22 protein-coding genes are annotated in these 25,285 nt (G+C 63.5%); 9 read left to right on the top strand and 13 right to left on the bottom strand.

What is annotated here, in order from left to right; all coding sequences use genetic code 11:
• Window positions 1-19: 19 nt before the first annotated feature.
• Both LZC95_03040 and LZC95_03045 read left to right on the top strand, forming a co-directional pair.
• Window positions 20-517, top strand: coding sequence for a hypothetical protein (locus tag LZC95_03040; GenBank protein ID WXA95815.1), 498 nt, complete (start codon window positions 20-22; stop codon window positions 515-517).
• Between the two features lie 126 nt (window positions 518-643).
• The gene (locus LZC95_03045) at window positions 644-3,937 is read left to right on the top strand and encodes an indolepyruvate ferredoxin oxidoreductase family protein (protein WXA95816.1); all 3,294 of its coding nucleotides are present in this window, start codon (window positions 644-646) and stop codon (window positions 3,935-3,937) included.
• Between the two features lie 7 nt (window positions 3,938-3,944).
• On the opposite strand, the gene LZC95_03050 is transcribed toward LZC95_03045, so the two are convergent.
• The 5 genes from LZC95_03050 to LZC95_03070 form a co-directional block, all read right to left on the bottom strand.
• Window positions 3,945-5,015, bottom strand: coding sequence for a right-handed parallel beta-helix repeat-containing protein (locus tag LZC95_03050; protein WXA95817.1), 1,071 nt, complete (start codon window positions 5,013-5,015; stop codon window positions 3,945-3,947).
• A gap of 250 nt (window positions 5,016-5,265) precedes the next feature.
• A complete protein-coding gene (locus LZC95_03055; GenBank protein ID WXA95818.1) occupies window positions 5,266-6,165 on the bottom strand; it encodes an ion channel in 900 nt (299 codons plus the stop codon).
• 18 nt (window positions 6,166-6,183) lie between these two features.
• Complete coding sequence (locus LZC95_03060; protein WXA95819.1) at window positions 6,184-7,563, bottom strand: FAD-binding oxidoreductase; 1,380 nt, start codon at window positions 7,561-7,563, stop codon at window positions 6,184-6,186.
• Between the two features lie 115 nt (window positions 7,564-7,678).
• On the bottom strand, window positions 7,679-8,560 hold the full coding sequence (locus LZC95_03065) for an AraC family transcriptional regulator (GenBank protein ID WXA95820.1): 882 nt from the start codon (window positions 8,558-8,560) through the stop codon (window positions 7,679-7,681).
• Window positions 8,561-8,645: 85 nt separating this feature from the next.
• Complete coding sequence (locus tag LZC95_03070) at window positions 8,646-9,383, bottom strand: SDR family oxidoreductase (GenBank protein ID WXA95821.1); 738 nt, start codon at window positions 9,381-9,383, stop codon at window positions 8,646-8,648.
• Window positions 9,384-9,473: 90 nt separating this feature from the next.
• On the opposite strand from LZC95_03070, the gene LZC95_03075 reads away from it, so the two are divergent.
• Window positions 9,474-10,058 carry a TetR family transcriptional regulator gene (locus tag LZC95_03075; GenBank protein ID WXA95822.1) on the top strand — a complete coding sequence of 195 codons (585 nt, stop codon included), beginning with the start codon at window positions 9,474-9,476 and terminating at the stop codon, window positions 10,056-10,058.
• Window position 10,059: 1 nt separating this feature from the next.
• On the opposite strand, the gene LZC95_03080 is transcribed toward LZC95_03075, so the two are convergent.
• Window positions 10,060-10,968, bottom strand: a complete 909-nt coding sequence (locus LZC95_03080) for a LysR family transcriptional regulator (protein WXA95823.1) — start codon at window positions 10,966-10,968, stop codon at window positions 10,060-10,062.
• Window positions 10,969-11,038: 70 nt separating this feature from the next.
• Between LZC95_03080 and LZC95_03085 the strand changes: the two genes are divergently transcribed.
• Window positions 11,039-12,010, top strand: a complete 972-nt coding sequence (locus tag LZC95_03085) for a hypothetical protein (GenBank protein WXA95824.1) — start codon at window positions 11,039-11,041, stop codon at window positions 12,008-12,010.
• On the opposite strand, the gene LZC95_03090 is transcribed toward LZC95_03085, so the two are convergent.
• Window positions 12,011-12,874, bottom strand: coding sequence for a LysR substrate-binding domain-containing protein (locus LZC95_03090; protein ID WXA95825.1), 864 nt, complete (start codon window positions 12,872-12,874; stop codon window positions 12,011-12,013).
• 90 nt (window positions 12,875-12,964) lie between these two features.
• Here LZC95_03090 and LZC95_03095 point away from each other — a divergent pair, with 90 nt between their 5' ends.
• Together LZC95_03095 and LZC95_03100 are read left to right on the top strand one after the other, a co-directional pair.
• The gene (locus LZC95_03095) at window positions 12,965-13,936 is read left to right on the top strand and encodes a quinone oxidoreductase (GenBank protein ID WXA95826.1); all 972 of its coding nucleotides are present in this window, start codon (window positions 12,965-12,967) and stop codon (window positions 13,934-13,936) included.
• A gap of 93 nt (window positions 13,937-14,029) precedes the next feature.
• Window positions 14,030-14,842, top strand: coding sequence for a polysaccharide lyase family 7 protein (locus tag LZC95_03100; protein WXA95827.1), 813 nt, complete (start codon window positions 14,030-14,032; stop codon window positions 14,840-14,842).
• Here LZC95_03100 and LZC95_03105 read toward each other — a convergent pair.
• Complete coding sequence (locus LZC95_03105) at window positions 14,829-17,000, bottom strand: sulfatase-like hydrolase/transferase (protein ID WXA95828.1); 2,172 nt, start codon at window positions 16,998-17,000, stop codon at window positions 14,829-14,831. The two genes, LZC95_03100 and LZC95_03105, sit on opposite strands and share 14 nt — an antisense overlap.
• Window positions 17,001-17,104: 104 nt before the next feature.
• On the opposite strand from LZC95_03105, the gene LZC95_03110 reads away from it, so the two are divergent.
• Window positions 17,105-18,574 (top strand): hypothetical protein, encoded by a 1,470-nt coding sequence (locus LZC95_03110; protein ID WXA95829.1) that lies wholly within the window; start codon window positions 17,105-17,107, stop codon window positions 18,572-18,574.
• Window positions 18,575-18,600: 26 nt separating this feature from the next.
• On the opposite strand, the gene LZC95_03115 is transcribed toward LZC95_03110, so the two are convergent.
• Window positions 18,601-19,395: an NAD(P)H-dependent oxidoreductase gene (locus LZC95_03115; GenBank protein ID WXA95830.1), complete on the bottom strand. Its 795-nt coding sequence runs from the start codon at window positions 19,393-19,395 to the stop codon at window positions 18,601-18,603.
• A 116-nt stretch (window positions 19,396-19,511) separates the two neighbouring features.
• On the opposite strand from LZC95_03115, the gene LZC95_03120 reads away from it, so the two are divergent.
• Complete coding sequence (locus LZC95_03120) at window positions 19,512-20,534, top strand: hypothetical protein (GenBank protein WXA95831.1); 1,023 nt, start codon at window positions 19,512-19,514, stop codon at window positions 20,532-20,534.
• Between the two features lie 14 nt (window positions 20,535-20,548).
• Here LZC95_03120 and LZC95_03125 read toward each other — a convergent pair whose 3' ends face one another.
• On the bottom strand, window positions 20,549-21,571 hold the full coding sequence (locus LZC95_03125) for an alpha/beta hydrolase (GenBank protein WXA95832.1): 1,023 nt from the start codon (window positions 21,569-21,571) through the stop codon (window positions 20,549-20,551).
• 112 nt (window positions 21,572-21,683) lie between these two features.
• Here LZC95_03125 and LZC95_03130 point away from each other — a divergent pair, with 112 nt between their 5' ends.
• The gene (locus tag LZC95_03130) at window positions 21,684-21,866 is read left to right on the top strand and encodes a hypothetical protein (protein ID WXA95833.1); all 183 of its coding nucleotides are present in this window, start codon (window positions 21,684-21,686) and stop codon (window positions 21,864-21,866) included.
• A 978-nt stretch (window positions 21,867-22,844) separates the two neighbouring features.
• Here the strand turns inward: LZC95_03130 and LZC95_03135 are convergent.
• The 3 genes from LZC95_03135 to LZC95_03145 are packed head-to-tail and all read right to left on the bottom strand — an operon-like array spanning window position 22,845 to window position 25,127.
• Window positions 22,845-23,477: a TetR family transcriptional regulator gene (locus tag LZC95_03135; protein ID WXA95834.1), complete on the bottom strand. Its 633-nt coding sequence runs from the start codon at window positions 23,475-23,477 to the stop codon at window positions 22,845-22,847.
• Window positions 23,458-24,480, bottom strand: a complete 1,023-nt coding sequence (locus LZC95_03140) for an NAD-dependent epimerase/dehydratase family protein (protein ID WXB00295.1) — start codon at window positions 24,478-24,480, stop codon at window positions 23,458-23,460. Before LZC95_03140 ends, LZC95_03135 begins: the two co-directional genes overlap by 20 nt.
• The gene (locus LZC95_03145) at window positions 24,480-25,127 is read right to left on the bottom strand and encodes an NAD-dependent epimerase/dehydratase family protein (GenBank protein WXA95835.1); all 648 of its coding nucleotides are present in this window, start codon (window positions 25,125-25,127) and stop codon (window positions 24,480-24,482) included. Before LZC95_03145 ends, LZC95_03140 begins: the two co-directional genes overlap by 1 nt.
• Between the last annotated feature and the right edge of the window lie 158 nt (window positions 25,128-25,285).

The raw sequence follows: 25,285 nt of genomic DNA on the forward strand, positions 1-25,285 counted from the left end.
TTCGTATTATGAGGGGGACATGCCGCGTCGCTCTTTCTTCTCACACGTGTTCGTGATTTCGCTTGGTTTGCTTGGTGTGCTCGGTTGTCGGCCTGCGGAGGAGCCCAAGACGGATGCCCCGCCTGATTGGCTCGAAACGCAGGCCAACGACGAGGGAAAGGTCATGTCGTCCGAGCAACACGGGCAGCGGATCGGCGACGTGCTCCGCGGTCTTGCCCTCCGCGAAGACGATCACGAAGATTGGACCGTAGAGCTCGACGGTCGCTACTGCTACTGGTTCAACGGGGCGGGGGACGAAACGGTGAAGGGCATTTCCCTCTATCTGCGGGATCCGGACAACCGCCGCGCCTCGCATCGTCATGAGAAAACGTCGTCGCGGGTCTCGCTCGAGTATTGTCCGAGGGTATCCGGCTCGTATCGCTTGCAGGCCAAGATCACCTCGGGCCATGGCCATTTTGCCGTCACGATCTTCCGGTCCGAGCCGGGAGAAAAGCCCGAGAACAGCGCGGCCAAATAGGGCCGCTCGTGAAAATTCTCGGCGTTGCGGCAATGGTTCGGCCGCGGCAGGTAAGCAGCGGCAAGGGGGCTCGGCCTTGCAATGTCCCCTTGTGCGTGGAGCGCGAATTCCCCATCGTCTTCGCGAATGGACGAGTTCTCGCTGGACGATCGCTATCTCCGTACCGAGGGGACGGTATACTTAACCGGTATTCAGGCGCTCGTGCGGGTGTTGCTCGATCAAGCGCGGTACGATCGACGGCAAGGTCGCGCGAGCGCGGCCTTCGTCTCCGGGTACGAGGGCTCGCCGCTGGGCGGTTTCGATCTCGAGCTCGCTCGTCGGGCGAAACTGTTGGCTCCTTTTGGGCTCGTGCACCGCCCGGGGCTCAACGAGGAGCTGGCCGCAACGTCGGTCATGGGCAGCCAATTGGCGCGCCGGCCCGCCGGCGTGGTGGGCATTTGGTATGGCAAGGCCCCCGGTTTGGACCGCGCCACGGACGCCCTTCGGCATGCGAACATCATCGGCACCGATCCACGTGGCGGGGCCGTGGCCTTCGTGGGCGACGACCCCAATGCGAAATCGTCGACCGTGCCCACCAGTTCCGAGCAGGCGCTCGCCGATCTGGCGATGCCCGTGTTTTACCCGGCCGATTCCCAAGATTTGCTGGAGTTCGGTCTGCATGCGGTGCAGCTCTCGCGGGTGAGCGGCGCGTGGGCTGCAATGAAGATCGTCGCCAACGTGGCCGACGCGGCCGGGACCGTGAGGCTCCCGTCGACGTGGGCGCCGCCCGAATGGCCCCATGCCTTGCACGAGCCCAATGCTCGCCTGCTCGGCCCTCAGATCGCGCTGGAGCGCAGTTTGTACACCGTGCGGCTTCCGCGCGCGCTGGAGTACGTGCGGGCGAGCGGCATCAATCGAATCATGGGCACGTCCGAGGATCGCATTGGGATCGTCGCGTCCGGTAAATCGTATTTGGACGTGCGGCAAGCGTTGCAGTCGCTCGGACTCGACTCGGAAGCCCTGCGGCGATTTGGCATACGAATTCTCAAGCTCGGTGTGATTTATCCGGTCGATCCCGAGGTCGTTCGTTCGTTTGCGTCGGGGCTCCAGGAAGTCATCGTGGTGGAGGAAAAGCGGAGCTTCATCGAGGCAGCCATCAAAAGCATTCTCTATGGCCGGGTCGATGCTCCGGAGATTCATGGCAAAGGCGTGTTTCCCGAGTACGGCGAGCTCGAGCCCGATGCCATTGCGGCCGTTCTGGCGCAACGGCTATTGGCGCGCACCGAGATCGACTCGGTGCGCGCGTGGGAGCAGCGAAGGCGCCCGGAGCGGGTCGCCGTTCCGCTGGTTCCGCTGTTGAAGCGAACTCCGTATTTCTGCTCGGGGTGTCCGCACAATACGTCGACCAAGGTGCCGGAGGGCGCGCTGGTCGGGGGAGGAATCGGCTGCCACACGATGGGCTTGTTCATGAATCCGGCGCAGGTGGGCAACGTCATCGGAATTACGCAGATGGGAGGCGAGGGGGCGCAGTGGATCGGGATGTCGCCCTTCGTGGATACGCCGCACCTGGTGCAAAACATCGGCGATGGTACCTTCGCCCACTCGGGCAGCTTGGCCGTACGCGCGTCCATCGCCGCGGGGACGAACATTACCTACAAGCTGTTGCACAATTCGGCCGTCGCCATGACGGGCGGACAGAGTGCGGTGGGCGCGCTGCCGGTCGAGCGCATTGCGGAATTGTTCCTGGTCGAAGGGGTGAAGAAGGTCATCATCACCAGCGACGACCCCGAGCGCGTGCGTGCCCTCTCCCTGCCCGCCGGCGTCGACGTGCGGCACCGCGACGAGCTGGTGCGCGCGCAAGAGGAGCTCGCGGCCATTCCAGGTGTGACGGTGCTCATTCACGATCAAGAGTGCGCTGCGGAAAAGCGCCGCAAGCGACGCCGCGGCGTGAAAGGGACGCCTGCGGCCCGGGTGGTGATCAACGAGCGCGTCTGCGAGGGGTGTGGCGATTGCGGCGTGAAGTCGAATTGCCTCTCCGTGTTGCCGGTGGAGACCGAATTCGGGCGCAAGACGCGCATCCATCAATCGTCGTGCAATGTCGATTACTCGTGCGTCGGCGGCGATTGTCCGTCGTTTCTCACCGTCATTCCCGGCCAACGCGCGCGCCGCGAGCCGCCCAAGCTGGAGTCGAGCGCGCTGCCCGCCGTCGACCACGGCCATCGCGATTTCTCCGTGCGGATCGCCGGCATCGGCGGCACCGGGGTCGTGACCATCTCGCAAATCTTGGGCACCGCGGCAGCCCTTGCCGGCAAACACGTGCGCACGCTGGATCAAATTGGCCTTGCACAAAAGGGAGGCGCTGTCGTTTCCGACGTCAAAGTCACGTCCGAACCGATCGAGCAAGCGGCGAAGCTCTCCGCGGGCGAGGCAGATTTGTACCTCGCATGCGATGCCTTGGTGGGCGCCGATCCGCTGTATTTGGTCGCGGCGGATCGGTCGCGAACGATGGCCATCGTCTCGACGTCGGAGGTGCCGACGGGTGCAATGGTCACCGATACGCATCTTTCGTATCCGAAGCAAGGCGACCTTCGCTCGGTCATCTCCTCGGCGGCGCGAACGTCGTTCTACCTGGATGCACGCGCATTGGCCGAAGAGCTGTTCGGCGACGATCAATGTGCGAACATGCTGCAACTCGGGGCCGCCTATCAAAGCGGCGCGATTGGCCTGCCCGACAGCGCCATCGAACGGGCCATTCACCTGAATGGCGCGTCCGTCGAGCGCAACGTGCAGGCATTTCGGTATGGCCGCCGCGCCTTTTGCCAACCCAACGAAGAAGAAGCGCGCGAGCCGGTTGCGGATTTGACCCAGCTCATCGAGCATCGCGCTGCGGATCTGGCCGAATACCAGAGTCCGAGTTACGCGCGAATGTACCGCGACTTCGTCGAACGGGTGCGGGCGTACGGCTTGGAGAAGGTGACCCACGCCGTCGCCCGCTACTTGTACAAACTCATGGCGTACAAAGATGAATACGAAGTTGCGCGCCTGTCCTTGATGCTGGACGTCGAGGCGCAATATGGCGCCGGTGCGAAATATTCGTACCAGCTTCACCCGCCGATACTTCGCGCCCTCGGGTTGAAGCGAAAGCTCTCCCTTGGGCGCTGGTTTCGCCCGGTGTTTCGAATCATGCGCGCCATGCGCATTCTGCGCGGCAGCTGGTTCGATGTCTTCGGCCATGCACAGGTTCGCCGCGTCGAACGCACACTCATTGGCGAATACCAGGCCGCCGTGCTCGACGCCCTCGCGACGAAAGGCGACGCCGACACGATCGCTGAGCTGGCCGCGCTTCCCGACATGGTTCGCGGCTACGAAGCGATCAAGCTGAAAAACGTCGCCGCCTACCGTGCGCGCCAGAGCGAGCTGCTCGCAGTGCTGCGCGGGTAGCCGCGCATTACTTCGTGCACGTGAGGTTCGAGAGGCCTTTGCCCCCACTGATCGTGTTGTCGCAACGCACGACGGTGCCGGTCACGGCGGCTACCGCGAAAATGCCATAATTGGGGACGCCGCTGATTTTGTTGCCTTCGAACGTGTTGTCATTTCCCCAACCTTCTACCGCCTGGTGAAGTTGGAACCCGTCGAGCAGCGCGGTCTTCCCCGTGTTGTTCTTCAGCAAATAGCCGTTGCCTTTGACGTCGATCCACGAGTCGGCGTAGTTGTCGCCGGACATGCCGTTTCCGTCGAAGGTGTTGCCCTCGATGCGGCCGCCGGTGGTGCCCTCCTTGATATCGATGCTTTCGGCGGTCACGCCGGGGCCGATGCGGTTGTTGAGCACTTGGTTCCTGTCGCTCTTGTCCGGCTTGCCGCCGGTCTGCGAGCCCCAGTTCGACTTCGCGCTGCCGATGTAGACGCCTTCCCCGAAGCCCGCGTTCGCCTTTCCGGTATCGCGGATTCGGGAATCGCGAAGAATGTTGTCGCTGCTATGCGTCCGGAAATGGATGGCCTCCATGCCGGTGTCGTACACTTCGAGATTGGTCAACAGATTGTGATTGGCCGAATCGAGCATGATGCCCTTTTGACTCTGGGTGACGCTGAAGCCCGAGAGGACCCAATAGCTTCCCTTGAGCGAGAAGCCGTAGCCGCTTCCCGAACTTCCACCATTCAAGATGGCATTGGCCGAGCCGCAGAGCCGAATGGGCGCACTCGCCGTTCCCGACGCAGTGGCCGCGAACCGGCCAGCGTACGTGCCATCGGCGAGTTCGATGCGATCGCCCGCCTTGGCATCGGTGAGCGCTTGTTTGAGCTGCGCAGCCGTCGAGACGCGAACCACGCGCTTTGCGGAGTCCGAACAGGGTGCCGCCGCCGCATTCTCTGCCAGATCGAGCGCTGTGGGGGATGATCCCATCGAGTCGTCGTCCCAGGAAGACGTGTCGGCGGTGCACGCCGTCAACATCGGCGCGGCGAAGGCAAACCACAGGAATAGACGACCGTTCATGGCGCTGCGGTGATTGGAATCATGGAGCATGAGAGTCCCTCCGCGTGGTGTGTCACAATGCGATAGGACGAACGCGCTCACTTGCGCTTCTTCGCGCTTCTTCGCGCTCGAAGCGATTGTGCGGCCCATCGTTCATTGCGCGGATCTCCGCGCAAGTTTTCTATCGGACGGCGTTAAGGTAACCGGTGTCATAAGCCGGATCAAGCTCGACCGACGCCAAAATGATTTCGACGCGTTACTGCGTTGCGTCAACGTATTTGAATTGTGCTCCGCCGAACGACTACGTCGTGCGTATCGGATACGGAAATTCCTCGGTCGGTTCCGTGGGGAGCAATGTGTGGAACTTGCTCAAATCGAGTACGAGCTCTCCCGACGCTTCCTCGCGAAGTACGTCGGCGTGGCGGGCTCCCCACACGATTCGGTCGTCGGTGTAGCGATGGCGCGCGTGCACCGATTGTAGGGAGGTATCGTCGGTCCCAATGAGCGTCACCATCAACTCGGTCTCGGAGGCCTTGAGCGATGCCGGCGTCTCGCCGTAAAGCATGCTGCCGGGAACGATGGAGTGCATGGCCGTCCACGAACGGTAGAGCGCCGGCGTTCGCTCGCGGACCAGCGGAAGATCGTACATGCGGTAGAAGGTCACGCCCTCGCTCGTACGCTCCGTGCGTACCAAGACGACGCGCAACGTGGCCTCGACAATCTGGTTGTTGCGCGCATTGCCGGCGCGAAACATCAACGTGGGTATGCCATTCATCGGCGCAATGGCCACCTCGTTCGAGAAGAAGATGCGCGATTGCGATTGCGAGAACTTCGCGAAGACGATGCCCGTGGCCATGGCCGTCACGACGAGACTGACCACCGCCTCCGCCACCACGAGGACATTCGCGATGGCCGATACGGGATACATGGCACCGTAGCCGATGGTGCCCATGGTCTGGACACTGAAGAAGAACGCGTCGACGAACGAGCCCTCCCGCGCGTTGGCCACGCCGTGCGTGGCCATGTAGCAAAGTGCGAAAAGAGCGTTCAGCGCGAGAAACATCCCCACGATGGTGAGCAGGGCCACCCACCATGGGGCGGCCATCATGGCATGGTAAAGATCCTGTGCCACCGCGCGCGGCGCATTTTCCACGCGGATGTCGTTGTCGGTTCGAAGGGGCTTTCGTCGCAACCAGGGCATCGTATCGAAGGCGCCATCTTACACGCTCCCCGAGCGAACGGTGGGCAAGGGAATCGCGCGCGCGAAGACGTTGTCCGGGTCGAATGTCCGTTTGGCGTGGGCGAGGCGGTTGGCGTTCGGTCCGTAGCTTGCGCGGATGTACTCGGGATCGTCGCTTTCAGCCAACACGTTCGCATAGCCTCCGGGCAACGCGAACGGGGCCAAGGCCTCCGAAAGATCCGACACCCATGCGCGGTGCAGCGCCGCCGCGGAATCGGGGTCGCTGCCGCGTTCCCACGTGGCAACGATCTCCACGAGCACGTGTTCGCGGCGCAAACCGAAGGCCGTCACGTGCGTGGGGACCCGCGTGGCCGCACCGCGAAACTCGTGGGTTACGATGGCGCAGCCCGGTGAGGGGCGGGCCTGCATCGCGGCAAGAAAGGCGTCGATGCTTCCCGCCTCGAGGCGCGGCAACAAGCGCGAACCCATGATGACGTCGTTGCCATTGACGGTGTGCTCGTCGAAGAGCGAATTGGCCGCGCCCGGTGGCCGATGGGCGAGCATCACCGCCAGCGGCTTGCCGAGAAGCGTGAACGGTGCGACCTGACGTTCGGCGTCCGCCGGATGGCCGATCCATGTGGGTGCAATCATGAGGACCGGCTGACCGTCGGGGCCGGCGAGCAAGCCGATCTGCACGGTCAAATCGTCGGGGGCCGAGTCCAGAAACTCGGCACACGCCCGTAGCACCTGCCTGGACTCGGCCATCGAATAGAGAATGGGCCCTGCATAGACGGTATCCAAAGCGTGCAGCCGATGGCGCATCTGCGTCACCACGCCGAAGTTGCCGCCGCCGCCGCGCAGCGCCCAAAAGAGCTCGGGGTTGCTCACGTCGTCCGCCATGACCAGGCTCCCGTCGGCCAGGACGACTTGGGCCGAGAGCAGGTTGTCCAGCGCCAGGCCGTGACGGCCAATGAGCGCGCCGTAGCCGCCTCCGAGCGTCAATCCGGCCATGCCAACGGCGCCCGAGGACCCCGTTACCGCCGCGCGCCCGATGCGATCGGCCACGCGAAACACGTCGCGCGCGAGGGTACCTCCGCCCATGCAGAGGACATTGCCGTACGCTTCGAGGCTCATATTGCGCATTCCGGTCAAATCGATGACCAATCCGCCGGGGCAAAGAGCATTGCCCGTCCAACCGTGGCCGCCGCCGCGCACGGAGAGAGGTAAACCGTGCTCGCGTGCGGCGCGTACGCAAAGCTGCACATGGACGGCCGTTCGACAATGGGCAACGGCCAGCGGCGGTGCCCCGCTTGGCCGCGCCCAAATATCGGTGGCCGTGGCATAACCGACCTCACCGGGGCGGGACAAAGAGACCGCCATGTCGAACCCGGCAATGGAATGAGCAGTGATCTTGGTCATTTGAAAGAGCTCCGCATGGGCATTCGCAACGACGCCTTCCCCCTCCTTTTGGGGACGAGGCGCAGGCGCGATATTGGACGTGCGTGCTCTTCGCCGGCGCGGCGATGTGAAATTTTTACCGCCGCAGCCTACCGGGCGGGACTCCGTAAATCTTTTGTGACCAGCGTGTAAGGTGGCTTTGATCGACGAAGCCCGTTGCATATGCAACTTCGGAAAGCGTCTTTCGTCCGTCGCGAAGCAGATCGCGCGCGCGCTGCAGGCGAAGCTGCATGACATAGCGATGAGGTGACACTCCCACCGATCGGGCGAACACCCGCGAGAAATGGAATCGACTCTGGGCGGCCACGCCGGCCAGTGTCTCCACCTCGAGGGGTTGATTGATGTTGGCGTGGATGAATTCGGTTACACGTAAGAGTGCCGCAGGGGTCAACATGCCCCGAATGGCGGCGGCGGGTCGTGTCATGTGCTGCTCCACGATATGTTCGACTAAGGCGTCTGCGACGCTGCTCCAATAAAGTGGCCCATTGCCAAATCCAAAGGATGCCTCGGATGCAAGCATTTGCGCAATACCATCCAGCGCAACATCGTATATCGAGAAGCATTCGACGAGATTCGCTCCCGGTCGATAGGCTTGGGCCGCCGCGAGGGCGAGGCGCTCACGCGAAATGGTGATCGCGAGCACCTCGAGACCCTGCGACGACTCGGCGGAGGCATCGATGCCGGCAGGGCAAATCGTCGCCGATCCAGCGAGCACGACATGGTCCATTTGGCGCCCCGCGAGTTGGCAATTCAACCGGGCGGGCGTGTCGAGTTGAAGGAAAAAGACGTGCTGTGGCAATTCGCCGCGATAGTGCGCACCCCCCGCGAATCGTAACCGGCGGACATGGATGCCGCTTTTGCCCGGCGGATCGCCATCGATCGTGACCGCCGGCGGCGTGCCATCGGCTTGCGCAACGCGAAAGCCTCCAATCGAATGGTCGATATCGAGCGAACCCATGCAAAATGAAATGCCAAAAGCGGCGGAGCACAGGATGTATGTGGCACTGCGCAATGATTGGAAAGGGGATCGCTCGCAATGGGCATTAGGCGTGAGACATTCCGCCGTCGACGGTGATCTCCGCCCCGGTGGTGAAGCTCGATGCTGGGGAGCCTAGAAATAAAATCGCCTCGGCCACTTCCTCGGCCTTGCCCCAGCGGCCCATGGGAATGAGTCTTTCGACATACGCGCGGACTTGCGGATCGGCGGTGGCGGCGGCGGAAAGGGGCGTATCGATCGGGCCTGGTGTGACGACGTTCACGCGGATTCGGCGTTGGAGCAAGTCGGGATCGGTGCCGGCGTTGCGGGCGAACGCACGCAGAAAGCCTTTGCTGCCCGCGTAGAGGGCATCGCCTGGTTGCCCTTTTCGCGCGGCCACCGAGCCGACGAAGATGACCGATGCGCCTTCGGCAAGGAGGGGCAGTGCGTGCACGAAGGTGAAGACGGCGCCCTTGCAGTTGACGCCCATGAGCGCTTCGTACGATGCAGGAGCGAGCTCCTGGATGGGCGGTGCAGTGGCCACGCCGGCATTGATCACGAGTACATCCAAGCGACCATGACGCGTTTTCACCTCGGACATGAGGCGCGCGATCGCGTCGGGATCCGTCACGTCGGCGGCGATGGGCTCCGTGCGTTCGATGGGCACCCCCGATGGCCGAAGGCGGGGACCTTCCCGACCGACCACGATGACGCGGGCCCCCTCGGAGGCAAGGCGCCTTACCGCGGCCGCACCAATGCCGCTCGTACCGCCCGTGACGAGGGCGATCTTCCCTGAAAGTTGCATGGATCTCTCCTTCATTCGGGCTCGACACGTCGCGCCCGGCCTGATAATCAACAGGTGTTGACATCATGGATCTAAGAAGGGGCGACCAGCTTGTCAACGAGTGTTGACAAAAAAGCGCGCCGCGTGCCTGCAGCGGAGACACGGGAGCGCCTTCTCGCTGCCGCGCGGACGATGTTTTGCCAGGCGGGATTCGATCAGCTGGGCGTTCGAGAGTTGGCGGCGTCGGCCAAGGTCGACCCGGCCATCGTGATAAGGCTTTTTGGCTCGAAGGAAGCTCTGTTTTCCGCCGTGGCCGAGGGCGCGTTTTCCTTGGAGGAGCCGTTCGACGGGCCGCTCGATGGATTGGGGCTGCGCATCGCGCACTTCCTCACAGGAAAGAGCGACGCAGAGCCGACGGATGGCTTCGACGGGTTTCGCTTTCTGCTGCACTCGGCCGCGAGCCCCATCGCCGGACCCATCTTGTCCAAGGCGCTGCACGCGGGCTTCATTGCTCCTCTTGCGAAGCATTTGGGCGGGCGCGATGCGTCGACGCGTGCGGCGCTCCTCACCGGGTGCGTGCTCGGCTTCGTGACATTGCGCGTGGGACTCGGCTCGCCCGAGTTGGACGGTGCTCCGGCGGGGCGTGTGGCCGCGCGGCTGGGGGCGGTCTTGCAGGCATGCCTCGACGTGCGCTGAGTCAGATGTGCAGCGCGGCCGCCTCGAGCCGCTCGACGAGCCAGCGCAGGCCGGGATCGCCCGCGCTCCGCGTGCTCCAAGCGGCGTGCACGATCATCTCGTGAAGGGGTAGCGGCGGTGGAAACGACGCCAGCCGATACCGCTTTTCGTAATGCCGCGCGAGGCGCGAGGGGAGCGTCATGATGGCGGACGTGCTTTCGATCACGGGCGACGCCATGGCAAAGGTGGCAACGCGCAGGACGACGTGCCGCGTGAGACCGTGTTGGGCGAGCGCCGTGTCGACCGCGCCCGGGCCCGAGCCTGCGGGGCTCATCATGACGTGGGGGAACTCGGCAAAGCGCCGGAGCGTGGGCCGGCGGCCCGCGAGCGGGTGCCCTTTGCGCACCAAGCAGGAGAAGCCGTCGGTGAGCAGGGGACGTCGTAAAATGCCTGCGCGCTCGGGCAATACGCCGAGGACCAGGTCGAGGCCGCGTTCGAGCTCGACGTCGTAGCGCGGTGTATCGAGCACGCGCGCATCGATGGCCGCGCCCGGGGCCTGCTCGATCAGGCGCGCGATCAAAGGCGGGAACAAGAGGGTCGCCGCGAAATCCGTCGTGCCAATCTGAAAGCGTCGTTCCGTGGTGCGCGGGTCGAACTCGGGGGCGCGGTGGACGACCACGCTGATCTCGGCCAGAACGCGCTGAAGGGGCGCGCGAAGGTCCTCCGCGAACGGCGTGAGAACCATGCGCCCGCCGCGCCGCACGAGAAGCGGATCCCCGAAGAGATCGCGCAGGCGTGCCAAGCGCTGGCTGGCCGCCGGTTGCGTGATGCCGAGCTCCTTGGCCGCGTGGCCGAGGTTTGCCCGACGGAGGAGCACGTCGGCGCTGACCAGGAGATTGAGATCCACGGTTTTGAGGGAGCGGACGTCCATTCGCCAGGATTATAGTACAATACCGTATATCAATTGGATTGCTTACGCTCGCGTCGCTAAGCACATGGGCATGTTCGAGAAAATACGAAGGCCTTGGTTCTCCTATGGCGTTATTCTCCTAGGCGGCCTGCTGGCCAGTTGCCGTTCCGCGTCCGAGGATGTCACGAGTTACGAGCTTCCTGGGAGCGACTTCTATCCCGAGGGAATCGCACGCACGCGCGATGGGACCTTGTTCGTGGGCAGCTTGACTTCCGGATCCATCGTGCGGCTCGGGCCGGGGAAACGGCAGGCGGAGGTCTTCGTGCCCAGCGGCGAAGTGGGGCAACGCGCGGTGGTGAGTGCCGCGGGCATGCTGGCCGATGAAGAGCGGGGCATTCTATGGGTGTGCGATTCGGCCATGGGCGCGCCGCTCACGAGCGGTGTCGTCGGGATCGCGCTGAACGACGGCCATGTGGCTGCGCGCCATCCTTTTCCAGCGCCGAAGGGCCTTTGCAACGACGTTGCATTGGATGACGAGGGAAATCTGTATGCAACCGATTCGTACGTGCCGCGTATTTTCCGGATCGCGGCCGGAGCGAAGCTCGCCGATGGACCGGCCACCGAGTGGGCGACGGATCCGCGGTGGGCGGTCGAACCGGGGCAGTTCGGATTGAACGGTGTCGTTTGGGCAAATGGGAATGTTTACGTCGCGCATACGCAGAACAATGCGCTGTATCGGATTCCCGTGGGGACGGGCGGCACCGCGGGGGTGGCGACGGCACTGACCTTGGACCGCACGCCGAACGGACTCGATGGGCTGAAGGTCGCTGCCGATGGCAGCCTCGTATTCGTCGAGGGGTTTGCGAATCAACTCGTGCGCGTTGCGCTGCCGGGCGACGATACGGGGAAACTCACCGTGCTGGCCCATGGCCTGAACGAGCCAACGACCTTTGCGCTGCTCGATGGCGGTGCCTGGATTGTCGAGGGGCAGCTGCTGCACTTGTTCGGGCTGGAGTCCACACCGCCGCACTTGCCATTTCGGGTGGTGTGGAGATCGTTTTGATTAGCGGGCCGCTTGAAATTCGTCGCGAAGGACGCCGATGACGGCGTCCATCACGGGCGTTCGTCGATCCTGGGCGTAGAGGCCATATTGGACCGTGAGGGGCTCTGGCACGCCGGGCTCCGTTTCGAGCGTGCGCACCGCCCCCGCACGAAGCGAGTCGGGTGGGAGCAATCCGACGCCCAGGCCGTTTTCGACGGCAGCCTGCAGGGCCGTGATGCTCTGGCTCGTGAAGGTGACTCGGTGTTCTCGACCGATGGCGGTCAGGGCGTCGAGCATGCGGCGGCGCCAGAGGCAGGGGGCGGCGAAGGCGGCGAGATCGAGCGGGCGTTCAGGATCGAGGTCGTAGTCGATGGCGCATGTCCATTGGAGCTCGACGTTCCACGTGATGAGGGCATCGGCCACGACGACGGAGGTCGGGCCGATCATGAGATCGAGTCCATCCTCGGCCCAAATGCGTCCCAGGGCGACGCTGTGTTCGACCACGACGTCCAGGTGAATGTCGGGATACGCGCGATGAAGCCGCCCGAGCGCGGCGGGGAGTGCTGCGGTGGCCACTTCCTCGGCGAGCCCAATGCGTACGCCGCCACGGACCGCCCCGCGCTGGAGACGTGAAAGGGCTTCGTCGCTCAAAGCAAGAATGCGGGTTGCGTACCCCAGGAAGACTTCCCCCTCCGGGGTTGGTACGACGCCGCGGCCGGTGCGCCGAAATAAGGGGCGATCGAGCAGGCTTTCCAGCCGGCGCATCTGCATGCTCAGCGCAGATTGGGTGCGGCCGGTCTGTGCGGCGACCTTGCTCAGGCTTCCTTGGCGGCAGACGGCCACGTAGGTGCGAAGAAGGTCGAGGCCGATTTCCTCAGGTATCATTTTCGGTGAACTCTGATGTAACGGATATCAGCCTACACGTATGCCCCGCGTGCCGCTACGTCTCGGGGCATGAAAAGAGGGACGAAAGCCGTGAAGGGTATTCGTGTTCACCGCCATGGCGGGCCCGATGTGCTCGCCTATGAAGATGTCGAGGTGGGCGCGCCCGGGCCCGGGGAGGTCCGCGTTCGCAACCATGCGATCGGGGTGAACTTCGTCGATGTCTACTTTCGCACCGGCGAGTACGCTCCACCGCGTTTGCCGTTCACCCCAGGAAACGAGGGCGCCGGTGAGGTGGTGGAGGTTGGCGCAGGTGTGACCGATTTCGCGCCCGGCGACCGCGTGGCCTATGTGGAGACGCTCGGCTCCTATGCGGAGGAGCGCATCGTGCCGGCGCACTTTCTCGTGCATTTGCCGGCTGCCATCGACTTCGAGACCGGTGCCGCGATGATGCTCAAAGGCCTGACGGCGCAATACCTCTTACGGCGCACGTTCGGCGTCGAAGCGGGGCACACCGTCTTGGTGCACGCTGCGGCGGGTGGCGTGGGGCTCATCGTCACCCAATGGGCGAAGCACCTCGGCGCGAGGGTGATTGCAACGGTGGGATCGCCCGAGAAGGCCGAACTCGTGCGCCGGAACGGTGCCGATCATGTCATCGAATACAGCACGGAAAACTTCGTCGAGCGCGTCAAGGAGATCACGAACGGGGAGGGGGCCCACGTCGTCTACGACGGAATCGGAAAAGCGACCTTTCCGGCCTCCCTGGATGCCTTGCGGCCTCTCGGAACCTTCGTCAGCTTTGGTTCGGCGTCGGGGCCGATTGAACCGTTCGACATCACGCTTTTGGCGAAGAAAGGGTCGCTCTTTGCGACCTGGCCGATTCTCTTCACGCACCTCGCGCGCCGTGAGGACGTCCTCGCCATGAGCGAAGATCTCTTTCGCGTCGTATCGAGCGGCGCCGTGAAGATTGCCGTCCACGGTCGCGTGCCCCTGTCCCAGGTTGCCGAAGCGCACCGTCGGCTCGAAGCCCGAAAGAGTACGGGCGCAACGGTATTGCTCCCATAGCGGGCTGCAATTGACGTATTCCCGCTGCGCCCCCATATCGCGACCCTCGAACGGATTCATTCGCTGTTGAATCCGGTGCCAAGGAGCAACGATATGAAGTCCCTCTCCACGCTCACCGCGATGGGTGTCCTCTCTTGCCTCGGGGGCGCCGCATGTGCGTCCCCTGCGAAAGATGCGGAAACCGAACAACCGGGTGAGTCGACGGCCACGCTCGAGCGCCATGTGGCCCCAGGTGGGAACTTCGATCTTTCGGTTTGGGAATTACAGGAACCGGTCGGCCCGCCTGGGCATCCGACGACGATTGCGTCCGCACGGCTCCGCGGTCCGAACGGATTCCAAGACAGATATTTCTATACGGACTCGAACGACGACGGATCGATGACCTTCTGGACTCCGGAGAATGGCTCCACCACGGCCAACTCGGACCACGCTCGCTCCGAGCTTCGGGAGATGAACGCCAATGGCTCGCCTGCCAATTGGAATCCTTTTTCGGGGAACCATACCCTGAGCGCGACGGTCAAGGTCTCCAAGGTGCCCTACAAGGTATGCGTCGGCCAGATTCACTTGGGGACGGGGACCCCGCCTTCGAGCAAGCCGCTGCTCGAGCTCTATTATTACAGCAGCGGAGAGATCACCGTGGGCATCCAGCGCTCGCCCACCGATGGCCAATACACGGACAATCTCGGCCACGCCGACGTCGGCTCCCCATGGAACTACGAGATCGGCCTTTCCGGACGAACCATCTCCATCACCGTCGATGGCCGATCGAAGCACTACACGATGGCTTCTTCGTTCGACCACGAAGGTATGTACTTCAAGGCCGGCAATTACATCCAATCGTCCGGGGGCAGCTCCAGCGTCGGCTCATTGGTGCATTTTTACAAGTTGAGAATCAGTCACCATTGAGGCGCGTTCGGCCCTGCCATGCATCCAGCAGCCGGACCATGGCAAGTCGCGTTTCGGGCGAGGTGCGCGCAACGTCATTTCGCTCGCCGGGGTCGACGTCGAGCCGATAGAGCTGTTCGAGCCCGGAGTCCGTTTGGAGATATTTGAACGCGCCCTGCATCACGGCGCGAGACTCGAGGTGCAGCAGCCCCCATCGGTGCTCGGCATAGAAGAAGAGCGGGCGGGTGCGCTCCGCGGCAGGCGCCTCGTCGAATACCAAGTGCAAGAGGTTCCAGCCGTCGGTCGCGGGATCGGGCTCTGCATTGGCCAGGGCCAGAATCGTGGGGGCCAGATCGGTCAGGGAGACCGGAACGTCCACCGTGCGAACGCGGGCGCCGGGGATTCTGGCCAGAAGGACCACCCGCGTGTCGAGCTCCGAAAGCGATTGCCCGTGGCCGAGAAACCCGTGCTCGCCGAAAAGCTCGCCGTGGTCCGAGTAGAAGATGATCGCCGTGCGCTGGCGGTCGTCCCGCTCCTCGAGGTTCGACAAGAGCCGCCCGATCTCGTCATCGCAATACGCGAGGGCGCTATCGTACCGGTCGACATCGCCTTTGCCGAAGTTCCACGATGCGTGCGCGATGTACGGGTCGTGTGTGCATTGATAATGCAAAAAGAGAAAGTACGGCGCGCTTGCCGGAGTGGACTCCAAATAGGAAATCGCGGCGTTGGTCGTCAACGTCGCGTCCTCCGCGTGAAGATCGTCGCCCTCATCGACCGGCCACGGCGTGCGCCAGATTCGAAACCCACGCCCCATGCCATGAAAATGCGACATGACGTGCGAAATGGTCCACCCCGCGCGATCGTACCCCAGTGGTTCGAGCCGCTCGGCGAGGGTTATCGCGGATGGCAGTAACGTGATATCGACGGCACCCCTCTGGTGCGGAATCCGGTCGGCAGCCCGGCCCGTGAAAAGCGACGCCATGGCAAAGCGCGTGGCCGGCGAGGGCGTGTACGCGTGGCGAAACCAGGTTGCGGACTCGCGAAATCGGTCGATGTTCGGCGACGTCGGACGCGCATAGCCGTCCAGCCCGAGATGGTCAGGACGAAGCGCATCGAGGTGCACGAGCACGATACTCTTGGGGGCCGATGCAACGGGAGCAGGCGCCGTGGGCCCGGTGGACGCGCTTCCCAGCGCGGTGGCATCGTCGCCCGAGCAATTCTCGTCCACGCCATTGCCAGGCACGTCGATCGCGCCGGGATGGATCTGCGGATCGTGGTCATTGCAATCTCCGCCCAAAAGACCTGAATATCCGTCTCCATCGTGGTCGGTCGCAGCGCGAAAAAGCGCAATGACCAGGGACACGTAGGGGGCGCGATAAAGGACGGTGAGTTGCGTGGGGCTCGGCAAGGTCAGAAGCACGAGCGACACGAACGGCCCAATCGCGCCGGCCAGCACCAGCGATGCGATGGCCCGGCGTCGTCCGAAGCGCCGTCCCAATGCGCCGCGAACGCTGGGCAGGTGCCCGACGAAGAACGCGAGGGTCACCGCGCCGAGCAGGACGGCGTACTGCGATGGAACGAGGGCGCAGATGCCCACGATGGCGAGGCTGGCGACGCCCGCGAGTTCGAGGCTGGCGGCGCACGCATTCCACACGAGCCGTTGCCGCGCGTTCGCGCTCGAGCGCCATCGCGAGAGCCAAGGGCCGATGCGTTGTGCGGCGAAGGCCACCGCCAAGGTGCCGGCGAGCACCAGGCCGAGCGCACTCAGCACGATCAGAGACGCCGCGATGGGGGCGCCGTGCGTTGCGATGAAGCCGCGACCCAGGATCGCCGCTCGAACCATGGTGAGCGCAAGAACGGCGGTTTCTCCAAGAACCGCGAGGCGCTGGGCGTCGACGTCTTCTCCGCCGAGCCCCTCACGCAAGCTGCGTGCGAGCCGTCGGACCTCGGGGCGCGACAAGAGCAGCCACGCGGCGAGCGACAGCGGAGCGACCATGGCCGCGGCACCGGCAGCGGCGCCGATCGCCGCGACGAAAACCGGAACGGCCGTTCGCGAAACGAAGAGCGCGCCCCGCGCGGCGGTGGCGCCCTCCACGAGGGCCGCGGCCGCCGTGGCGAGGAGAAAAGCGCTTCGTGCAACCTCGATGGGCCCCCCCGTGCGTGTCGTCTCGTGGGCCATTCGTCTCGTGTCGAACGTGACGTGCCGGTGAACAAAGTGACAACGCCTTTGCGTTTCTTTACGGTGTACACAACCCGGCGCCGGGGTGTGCCGATGATCGCGGCATGAACTTGATTCATTCTTATCGAGGGCTCCTTGGGGCTGCCCTCGTGTTGGCCCTGGTCTCGAGCGTCCAATGCGGTGGAGACGACAACGGCCACGCTTCACAGCCGGACACGAAACCGGACGCGGGCGAGCCCGATGCTCCCGCAACGCCGACGCTCACGTTGGCGGACAAAACCGTCGATCGCGCCGTGGTGAAGGTCCGGCCAAGGACCACGGGCGGGTGGGTCGCACTCGAAGAGCAGATGGGACATTGGAGAGAGGGCGAGATCGATCGAAACCGGAGGCGTGCCCTCGTATGGAAGGAATCGACGGCCGACAACGCGCATGAAATCGCCCGGTTCGTCCCCGAAGAAGGCTCTTTGGTCTCCGACTTCACGGTGCACCCGTCGGGCGCGGTCACGGCGGTCGTGACGGGGCGCAGCCTTTCGGACAATCGCCTCTATCGCTTCGACGACTCGGGGCACGTGACGGCAACGGTCGCGATCACCGATCCGGATCTGGCGACGGATCCCGCGCCTTACAGCACGCCGATGGGAATGAGCTCTCCGGGCGAACTTCGATGTCCCATGAGCCGCATTTCCGCGAGCATCGAAGCTGTGGGCGACGATGCCGTCGTCTCCTTCGAGACCGGGGCCCACGCCGTTGTCCTTCACCGGTACGATAGCGATGTTGCGGCCGGCTACGTCAAAGCGTGGCGCCGCCTCGTCGAGCCTGCGCTTTACATGCTGGCATTCGGCGGCACGCAAAACGTGTCGACGTTCGACACCGGCGATCATCTGACCGGCGCCCATCGGGCGACGCTTGCGGTCGGGCCCGACAGCATGGCCGTGGTGGTGGCCGACGCGGACGAATTCGCGCAGCGCGGCGAGGCACACAATGCTTTCTTCGGCGATGGCATCCCGGAGAGTTCTTACGGCTCCGTTCTCGTGACGCGCTACGCGTTCGACGGGACGCGGCTGGGAACGAGTGTCATCCCGGAATTCTTCGAAGCCATCGGCCGCGGCGCCGCCATTCGGGACCATGCTCTCTACGTGGTCGGAGCTGGCGGATATCCCAACAAGGACGGCTTCGGCCTCGACGGTCGCGTCGCCGCCCTCGACATGAACGATGGAAAGCTTCTCTGGGCCACCAACATCGATTTCCAGCGCAGCGACTGGTTGATGGACGTTGCACCGACCAAGTCCGGGCACCTTTTCGTGACGGGAATGTCCGGCTTCTGGCGAAATTACGACGGAATCAGTTTCGGCGAAGAATCGGAATCGCTCGTTGCGGAATTGGATGACCAAGGTCACCTGGTCCGCCGCTTCGTCTTCCCGCAACGACCGCGCAACAATCAAGTGCGCAGCATCGCCCCGTCGGGCGACACACTGCTCCTGGGCGGATTTTCCAACGGGCCCGCCACGCACTCGGGCGACGAAGATCTCACCCGAATCAAGGCCGACGGCGAGGTGTGGCGCTTGTCTCCGTGATCGCGGTAATCCTCGGTTCCGCGTAGTCAGATGCGGCGTTGCACGTGAAGCTGGAAGCCGCGTGCGACGCCGTCCACGTCTTCGAGGCCCGGTTTCAGCGTAAGCGCGGGTATCTCGTAGTCGCCGCCATTTTGTCTTCGATACGCGATCGGCGTGTCGGTCCAAAGGCCATCGAGCCGTTTGCCCAGCTCCTCTCGGGTACGCGCGAAGCGGGCTTCATCCATTTTGGAGCTTCGATAAAGGACGAACGGCGGCAGCACGTCGAACCCTGGATAATGCAAGATGCCGTGCGTAATGGGAAAAAGCACGTCCTCGATGGGCCCATTGATGCCCCGCTCGCCGTAATGCGACTCCCAGCCGCCCGTCGTCACCACCAGCATGGCGCGCTTCCCTTTGAAGACACCTTCGCCATAGCGATCGCCCCAATGCTTGTCGGAATGCTCCCCCACGCCGTAGGCGAAACCATACGCATAAACGCGTTCGACCCATCCCTTGAGGATGGCGGGCATGGAGAACCACCAGAGCGGAAACTGAAAAATGACCGCATCGGCCCACCGAAGATCGGCCTGCTGCCCAGCGATATCCAACGCCTGCGTCCCCGTGGCAAACGCATGCTTCGAGTCGGCCATCAAATCGAGCCGTCGTCCGCGATCGCGCTCCAGGAAATCGTCCCCATCCGCAGCCGCTTTCCACCCCATCGCATAAAGATCGGAAACGCGAACATCATGCCCCGCCCCCGCGAGCCGCTCGACGGTAAACGACTTGAGCGAACCATTGAGCGACATCGGTTCCGGGTGCGCATAAACGACGAGAACGTTCATGCCCCGTGCTTGGGCCCTCCGCTTCGGCCGAGCAAGTACGCACACGTTTGATGCGTAGTATCAAAAAGAGAAGCAACGGCTTTTGCTGGAGAACCAGGCTAATCTCGACCGGGCAAATGACCGTCTTACGCACACCATGGCCCCCGAAGCTTGCCTCTCCCATCGAGGTGGCGCCGCTGGGCGCCCGCCATGCAAGCCTTTGGCTCGTTCTCGGAAGGAGCGGGGAGCTTACCTTGTTCGATGCGGATGGGGGCACGTCATCGGAGAAGATGACCATCGCGCTTCCAGAGGAGCCAACCCGCGAGCCGTGGAACGGACACGCGATGACACCCCAGCTGCACGCATCCGCCGATGGGCGGTTCGCCGCGATCGCCAACGACTTTGGGCAGCGCGGGCTGGTGGTGGATCTGGAACGCCGCGCGGTGACGATGGAGCTCGACGGCCAGGACGAGGATTGCGAAACGGTGCCATTCTCGCTGGCATTTTTCGACATCGATGGGGCCTGCCGCCTCGTGCACCGCACGGCCTGGAATCGCCTCGACATCTCCGACCCGGCGACGGGCACACTGCTCACGGACCGCGGCCCCACGAGTTCCGGCCACGATCTCGACTACTATCACGGCCGCCTGGAGGTGAGCCCGGACGGAGCGCACGTCTTGGACGACGGTTGGGTATGGCACCCGGCAGGCATCCCGACGGTCTGGAGTCTACGCCGTTGGCTCCGCGAAAATCCGTGGGAGTCCGAGGTTGGCCCTTCGCGCTGCGAGCTAGCGATCCGCACGCACTATTGGAACCACGGCATGTGCTGGGGTTCCCCGCGTTGGTTTGCGCTCGCGGGAATCGGAGACGATGACGACACCATAGTGGACGGCGCCCTGATCTTCGAACTGGACGATACGGGTTCCATCCCCATGGTGGACGGGCGCGCACGTCACCGGGCATTCGCGGGCCCGGCGGGAAACCTATTTGGTGACGGCGATCGCCTCTTCTCGAGCGACCCGACGGGCCTATCCATCTGGGACATTGGCGATGGGGCACGTGTGCAGCACGTACCGTCGTTTTGCCCGACGCGGCACCATCGCGCCGCTCGGGAGTTGGCGCAAATCACCGCGGACGCATTGCTTCGTTTCCGCTATTAGCGCCGCGAACCGCCTCACGGGCCGAAGATGGCGTTGCGGCCTTCGGTGGAGTCGAACATGGCGTCGTTGTCGTGGCCGATGCCTGGAACGTCGACCCGATCGTGCGGGGCGGAAGGGTAGTCCTTCTTGATGGCCGCGTAATACGCTTTGCCGCGCTCGAATCGGTTCTTGCCTTGCACCTTGGCGCTGCAGTCCGTGTCGATGCTGTGGTCCTGATTGACGTCTTTCGTACCCAGTAGATAGGACACCCTGCGCTTCGTGTAGCGATCGCGGATCTGTTGCTCGGTCAGTGCACCCATGTATGCGTTGCGGTGGTCGAGCCCGTACTTGTAATCGTTGTATCCTTCGCAGGAACCCGTGCTGCGAGGGCGCTCGCGGCTCAAATAAAGATAAGACGACGGGTTCGCCGGCACGAATTTGAAGGTCACGCCCTCGATCTCTTCGGGGGCGCGGCCGCCCGCTGCATATCGTTGCACGAACTGCCCGCCCGCCGAATGTCCCACCATCGAGATCCGCGTCAAATTCGGAAAGCGGCTCTTGTCGCCCAGCGCGTGCAGCATCTCATCGACCGCTTCGAACGAGCTCACCCCCCTCGGGGATACGGCCCCACCGCCATCCTTCCACGACGAGTCGCCCCCGTTGGTCCAATACGCGTCGCCGCGCGCTGGATCGTCTTCGTCCGTCTGAAACCACGGTGCGAGAATGATGGTGTTCTCCGCAGCCCCCGCATGCTCCGCGGCCGTCACCATCGAATCGAAATAGCCGCGCGCATTGCGGCCGGTTCCGTGGATGACCAACACGGCCTGCGTGGCCTGCGTGCTGCCATCGAGTGAATGCGTATGATAATAGGGCAATTTGGCGCCCGACTTCAGCGAAAGCCGGTCGATGCCGCCATCCCTGGAGGCCGTGCAGGCATCCGACGACAAGGACGATGGTGCGTCGCCGATGGGCGCCGGCTCTTGTCCCGCACAGCCTTGGAAAAAGATGGCGCCGATGACGAGCAGGAACGATGAAGTGCGTACTCTTCGCAGTTTCATTGGAGGTACCTTCGTGGGTTGTGCGCAATTCGCATCCAACGCGCAGTCGGTACTCTACGGGCGTTTTCTACTTCGTCAAGAAACGCTGGCTGACGTTTCTTTGCATCAATGCGTGTCGCGTCGGGCCCTCAGCGGCACCTCGCTCGTCGCGGTGGCGAGCATCAGAGGCTCCCTCGTGCGACTGCGGCGCGGACGGCGCATGAAATACGGCGAGGAATCGGCAGGCGCACGGCAGACCGGCGGCCTTGGAGCGACGTCGTCGGTGGGCGACGGTGTGGATATCGAGAGAACGTAGATATCGACATAGAAACGCAACATGGCAAAACCCGGAGTGGTGTGAGTGGCATTCGGCTCGGACAAATCGCTCAATCGAAAATGAATAAACAACACACGGAGTACTGCCCGCCTCGACGAGGCGTGTCCCGCGCGCGTGGCAATCGCGCGAGGCATCGGGCGGGCAGTACCCGCGTGCGCCCCTCCCTTCCCCTGTCAACGGCCAGATCAGGGCTCCACCTGCCGTTGCCAAGTCGTGCAAGCCTCATAGGGCCATGCCGACCTTCCCCATCGATTATCGATTATCGACGTGACCTACGTTACCAACCAAGTAATGCATACGACGTGCGTGCAGCGTGGTCTCGACGTCAACATGATCTTCGTCCCCTCCAGACCTGCCTACCTGCCAGCGCATGTCCTTACCTTCTCCGATGCAGCTCGAACATCAAGCGTACCGTGTGAAGTTGCTTTTCTGCACCGTCAGATCGCAGCTGGGCAATTGGAACTTATGGCGTCATTGGAACGAGGGGCGGCCGAGCGTCGCGCAGGTTTTTCGCGGTCTCCCGATGCTGGTGCAACGGGTGAGCAACCAATGGCCTTATTGAGCAAAGACTTGCGCAAACCCCGCAGCTTTTTCGCGATATGCGGAACGCGCTGAAATCAGCGGCAACGCCCGCACGGGCATGGTTTTTCGAGATCGAAGTTGGGAATGCGAATACGTGTTCATGACGAGAGGTGCTGCCGCTCCATCGCGGCACTCGCATCGAGGAACCCCTGGTTTTCCTGCTGTTTCATGGATAACGAACTTGCGTGAATGCGCGCAATTCGCTTATCCACGGGCGATTGCATCACGAACAATCGAAAGAACGGGTTCGTACTCGCCTGGGCGAGCGTGCTTTCGGCGAAAAGAATCGTCGGGTGCGCTACGGCGACGGTTCGGCTCCAATGCGGGTTGGCAGGCGTCATCCAAGCGGACGTTCTCCAAGAGAACGACGACGCATTACGGTGCTGGATCGATGAGCGCGCGCAGGGCGCGTTCGAGCACCCGCTCCAATGCGGCCGGCTTCGCGTTGGCAAGTGCGGGAAGGCCCATGGCCTGGCGCATCATCTGAAAGCCTGCGACGAGGGACAAAATGATGGCCGCGCGCTCTGCGCGATCCGGGCCCTGCAACGCGCGCGCGAGCGTCGTCTGATAGTGAGCCTGGATTTGCTCACGCCCGATCGCGGCGGCTTGTTCACTGGCGGCGGAACGCAGCATGATGAGAAAGCCTTCGAGCGGCGTCGCGTCCCTTTGCGTGAGTTGAACGAGTGCTGCGGCCATCGTCTCACTGGGGCAGCCCGACTCGATGAAGTCCGGCGTGAGAATGACCGGTTTGGACATCGTCTCGATGGCGACTTCGGCAAAGAGCCGCTCCTTCGAGCCGAAATACCGGTTGATCAGCATAGCGGTCACACCCGCACCCGCGGCGATTTCACGGACCCCGACACCGTCGTAACCGAAACGAGCGAACGCTCGTCGCGCCGAATCGAGGATGGCCTTTCGCGTGGCCGCCGCGTCCCGCGGGCGCGAGCCTTCCGGGGTCTTCTTTTTCGCAGAGCGTGATGGGATCGTTTCAGCGGGCCGCTTCTTCATGATCGAGGAGGTTGCGTGCGCAGTCGACGACGGTGGACGTCGCGGGGCGAGGGGAGAAGCCGAGAATACGCTGCGCCTTGGCTGAGTTGAAGAGTTGGCGGCGGCCGAGAAGCGGTGTGAGGGCGCGCAGTGGTGGTGAAAACCATGCCAATGCCCGGAGAACGATGTTGGGGAGCTTTCGCGTGGGTACTTTGCTTGCCTGCGCACCGAGCTCGGCGCGGAGGGTCGTGGCGATGTCGTCCATCCACATGAAGTCGCCGGCCGCGATGAATCGTTGCCCGGCGGCTTCCGCGGCGAGCATGGCGCGAACGTGCAGGCTTGCGAGATCGCGCACGTCGACGACACAGAACCCGAGGCCAGGCACGCCGGGCAACTTGCCTCCAAGGAGTCGCTCGATGAACTGGACCGACCCGAGATTCGCGATCGAAAGCACCGGGCCAAAAATGGCTCCGGGCAGGATCGTGGTCAGGGTCGTGGTGCCCGCGTCGCGTGTGCCCATGAAATCCCAGGCGGCCCGTTCGGCGGCGATTTTGGATCGCCGGTAGGCATTCAGCGTGGGATGGGCAGCCCCGGTCCATATCGTCTCATCGCCCGCCGTCTCCAGACTCGGTGGGGTGCACGCCGCCGTCGACGACGTCATGACCACGCGTTTCACCTTGGCCTTGGCCGCGGCACGAAGCACGCGCAGCGTTCCCTCCCGCGCCGGCAGCATCAGGGCTTCTGGATCTTTGGCCCCATCGTTGCCCAGCGGAGACGCCACGTGGAGCACGTAGCTGCATCCCGCCATGGCCTCGTCCCAGCCTGCGTCCGCGCCGAGATCGGCCTGCGCGAATTCGAGGTCCCCCGCGGGATCGACGACCCGCGCCACGGCCGCGCGCACCGCCTGCTCTTTCGACGTGGAGCGCACCGTGGTGCGAACGCGGTACTTCTGCCGCAAGAGCTCGACGATGCAATGGCCCGCGACGTATCCGCTGCCTCCCGTCACCAGCACCGTGTCCTTCATCACGCGGCCTTCCAATCGCGAATGTCGGAATTGACCAGCAGGTGTCGATCGGCCCCGTGTTTGGCCACGTCCAGCAGACACGACGCGAGCTTGTCGCAATCCACGCTGAGGTCTTTGCCCATCATGGACATGACGGTGCCAATGGGCGCGAACAGGCGTGCCAGATCTTTGCGAGGGCCGCTTCGTGCGGTGGGCCGGATGTAGCCCGGGCGAAAAACGAATACGCTTTCACTCCAGGCTTCGAGCTGCCGCTCGGTGCGTCCTTTGATTCGGGCATAGAGAGCGCCCTTCTTTTCCTGCGGATCTGCGCTGCGGCCGCTCACGAAGCAAAATCGCGCGTGAGGATTGGCGGCGAACAATGCCCTGGCCGCGGCCATCGTATAATCGAGTGTGATGCGAACGTATTGCTCTTCGGTTATCTGAAATTGGGAGACGCCGAGCGACCAGATGCATGCATCGCAGTCGCGCAAGTCGAGTGTGGAGTAGTCCAGAAAGTCGGTGATGACGACTTCCTGCAGCTTGGCGTGGGCCATGCCGACCGGGCGCCGCGTGAGCGCCGTTACCCGCTCGATCCCATCGTCGTCGAGCGCTTGGCGAAGGACTTCATGGCCGAGAAAGCCGGTGGCCCCCGTGAGGAGTAACTTCATGTTTACGAGTGTAGACATCGGGCTGGCGAAAGTCTACGGGTGTAGATATCATTCTCCTCCCACCCTCGAAGGAGGCACCCGATGGCCGCCAAATGCGCTGTCTTTTCCCCTGTTTCATTGTTGGGAGCGGCTCCAGCGAGCCCTGCCCCAAGGCGACG

This window comes from Sorangiineae bacterium MSr12523 (genome assembly GCA_037157775.1).
Taxonomy (GTDB): domain Bacteria; phylum Myxococcota_A; class Polyangia; order Polyangiales; family Polyangiaceae; genus Pendulispora; species Pendulispora brunnea.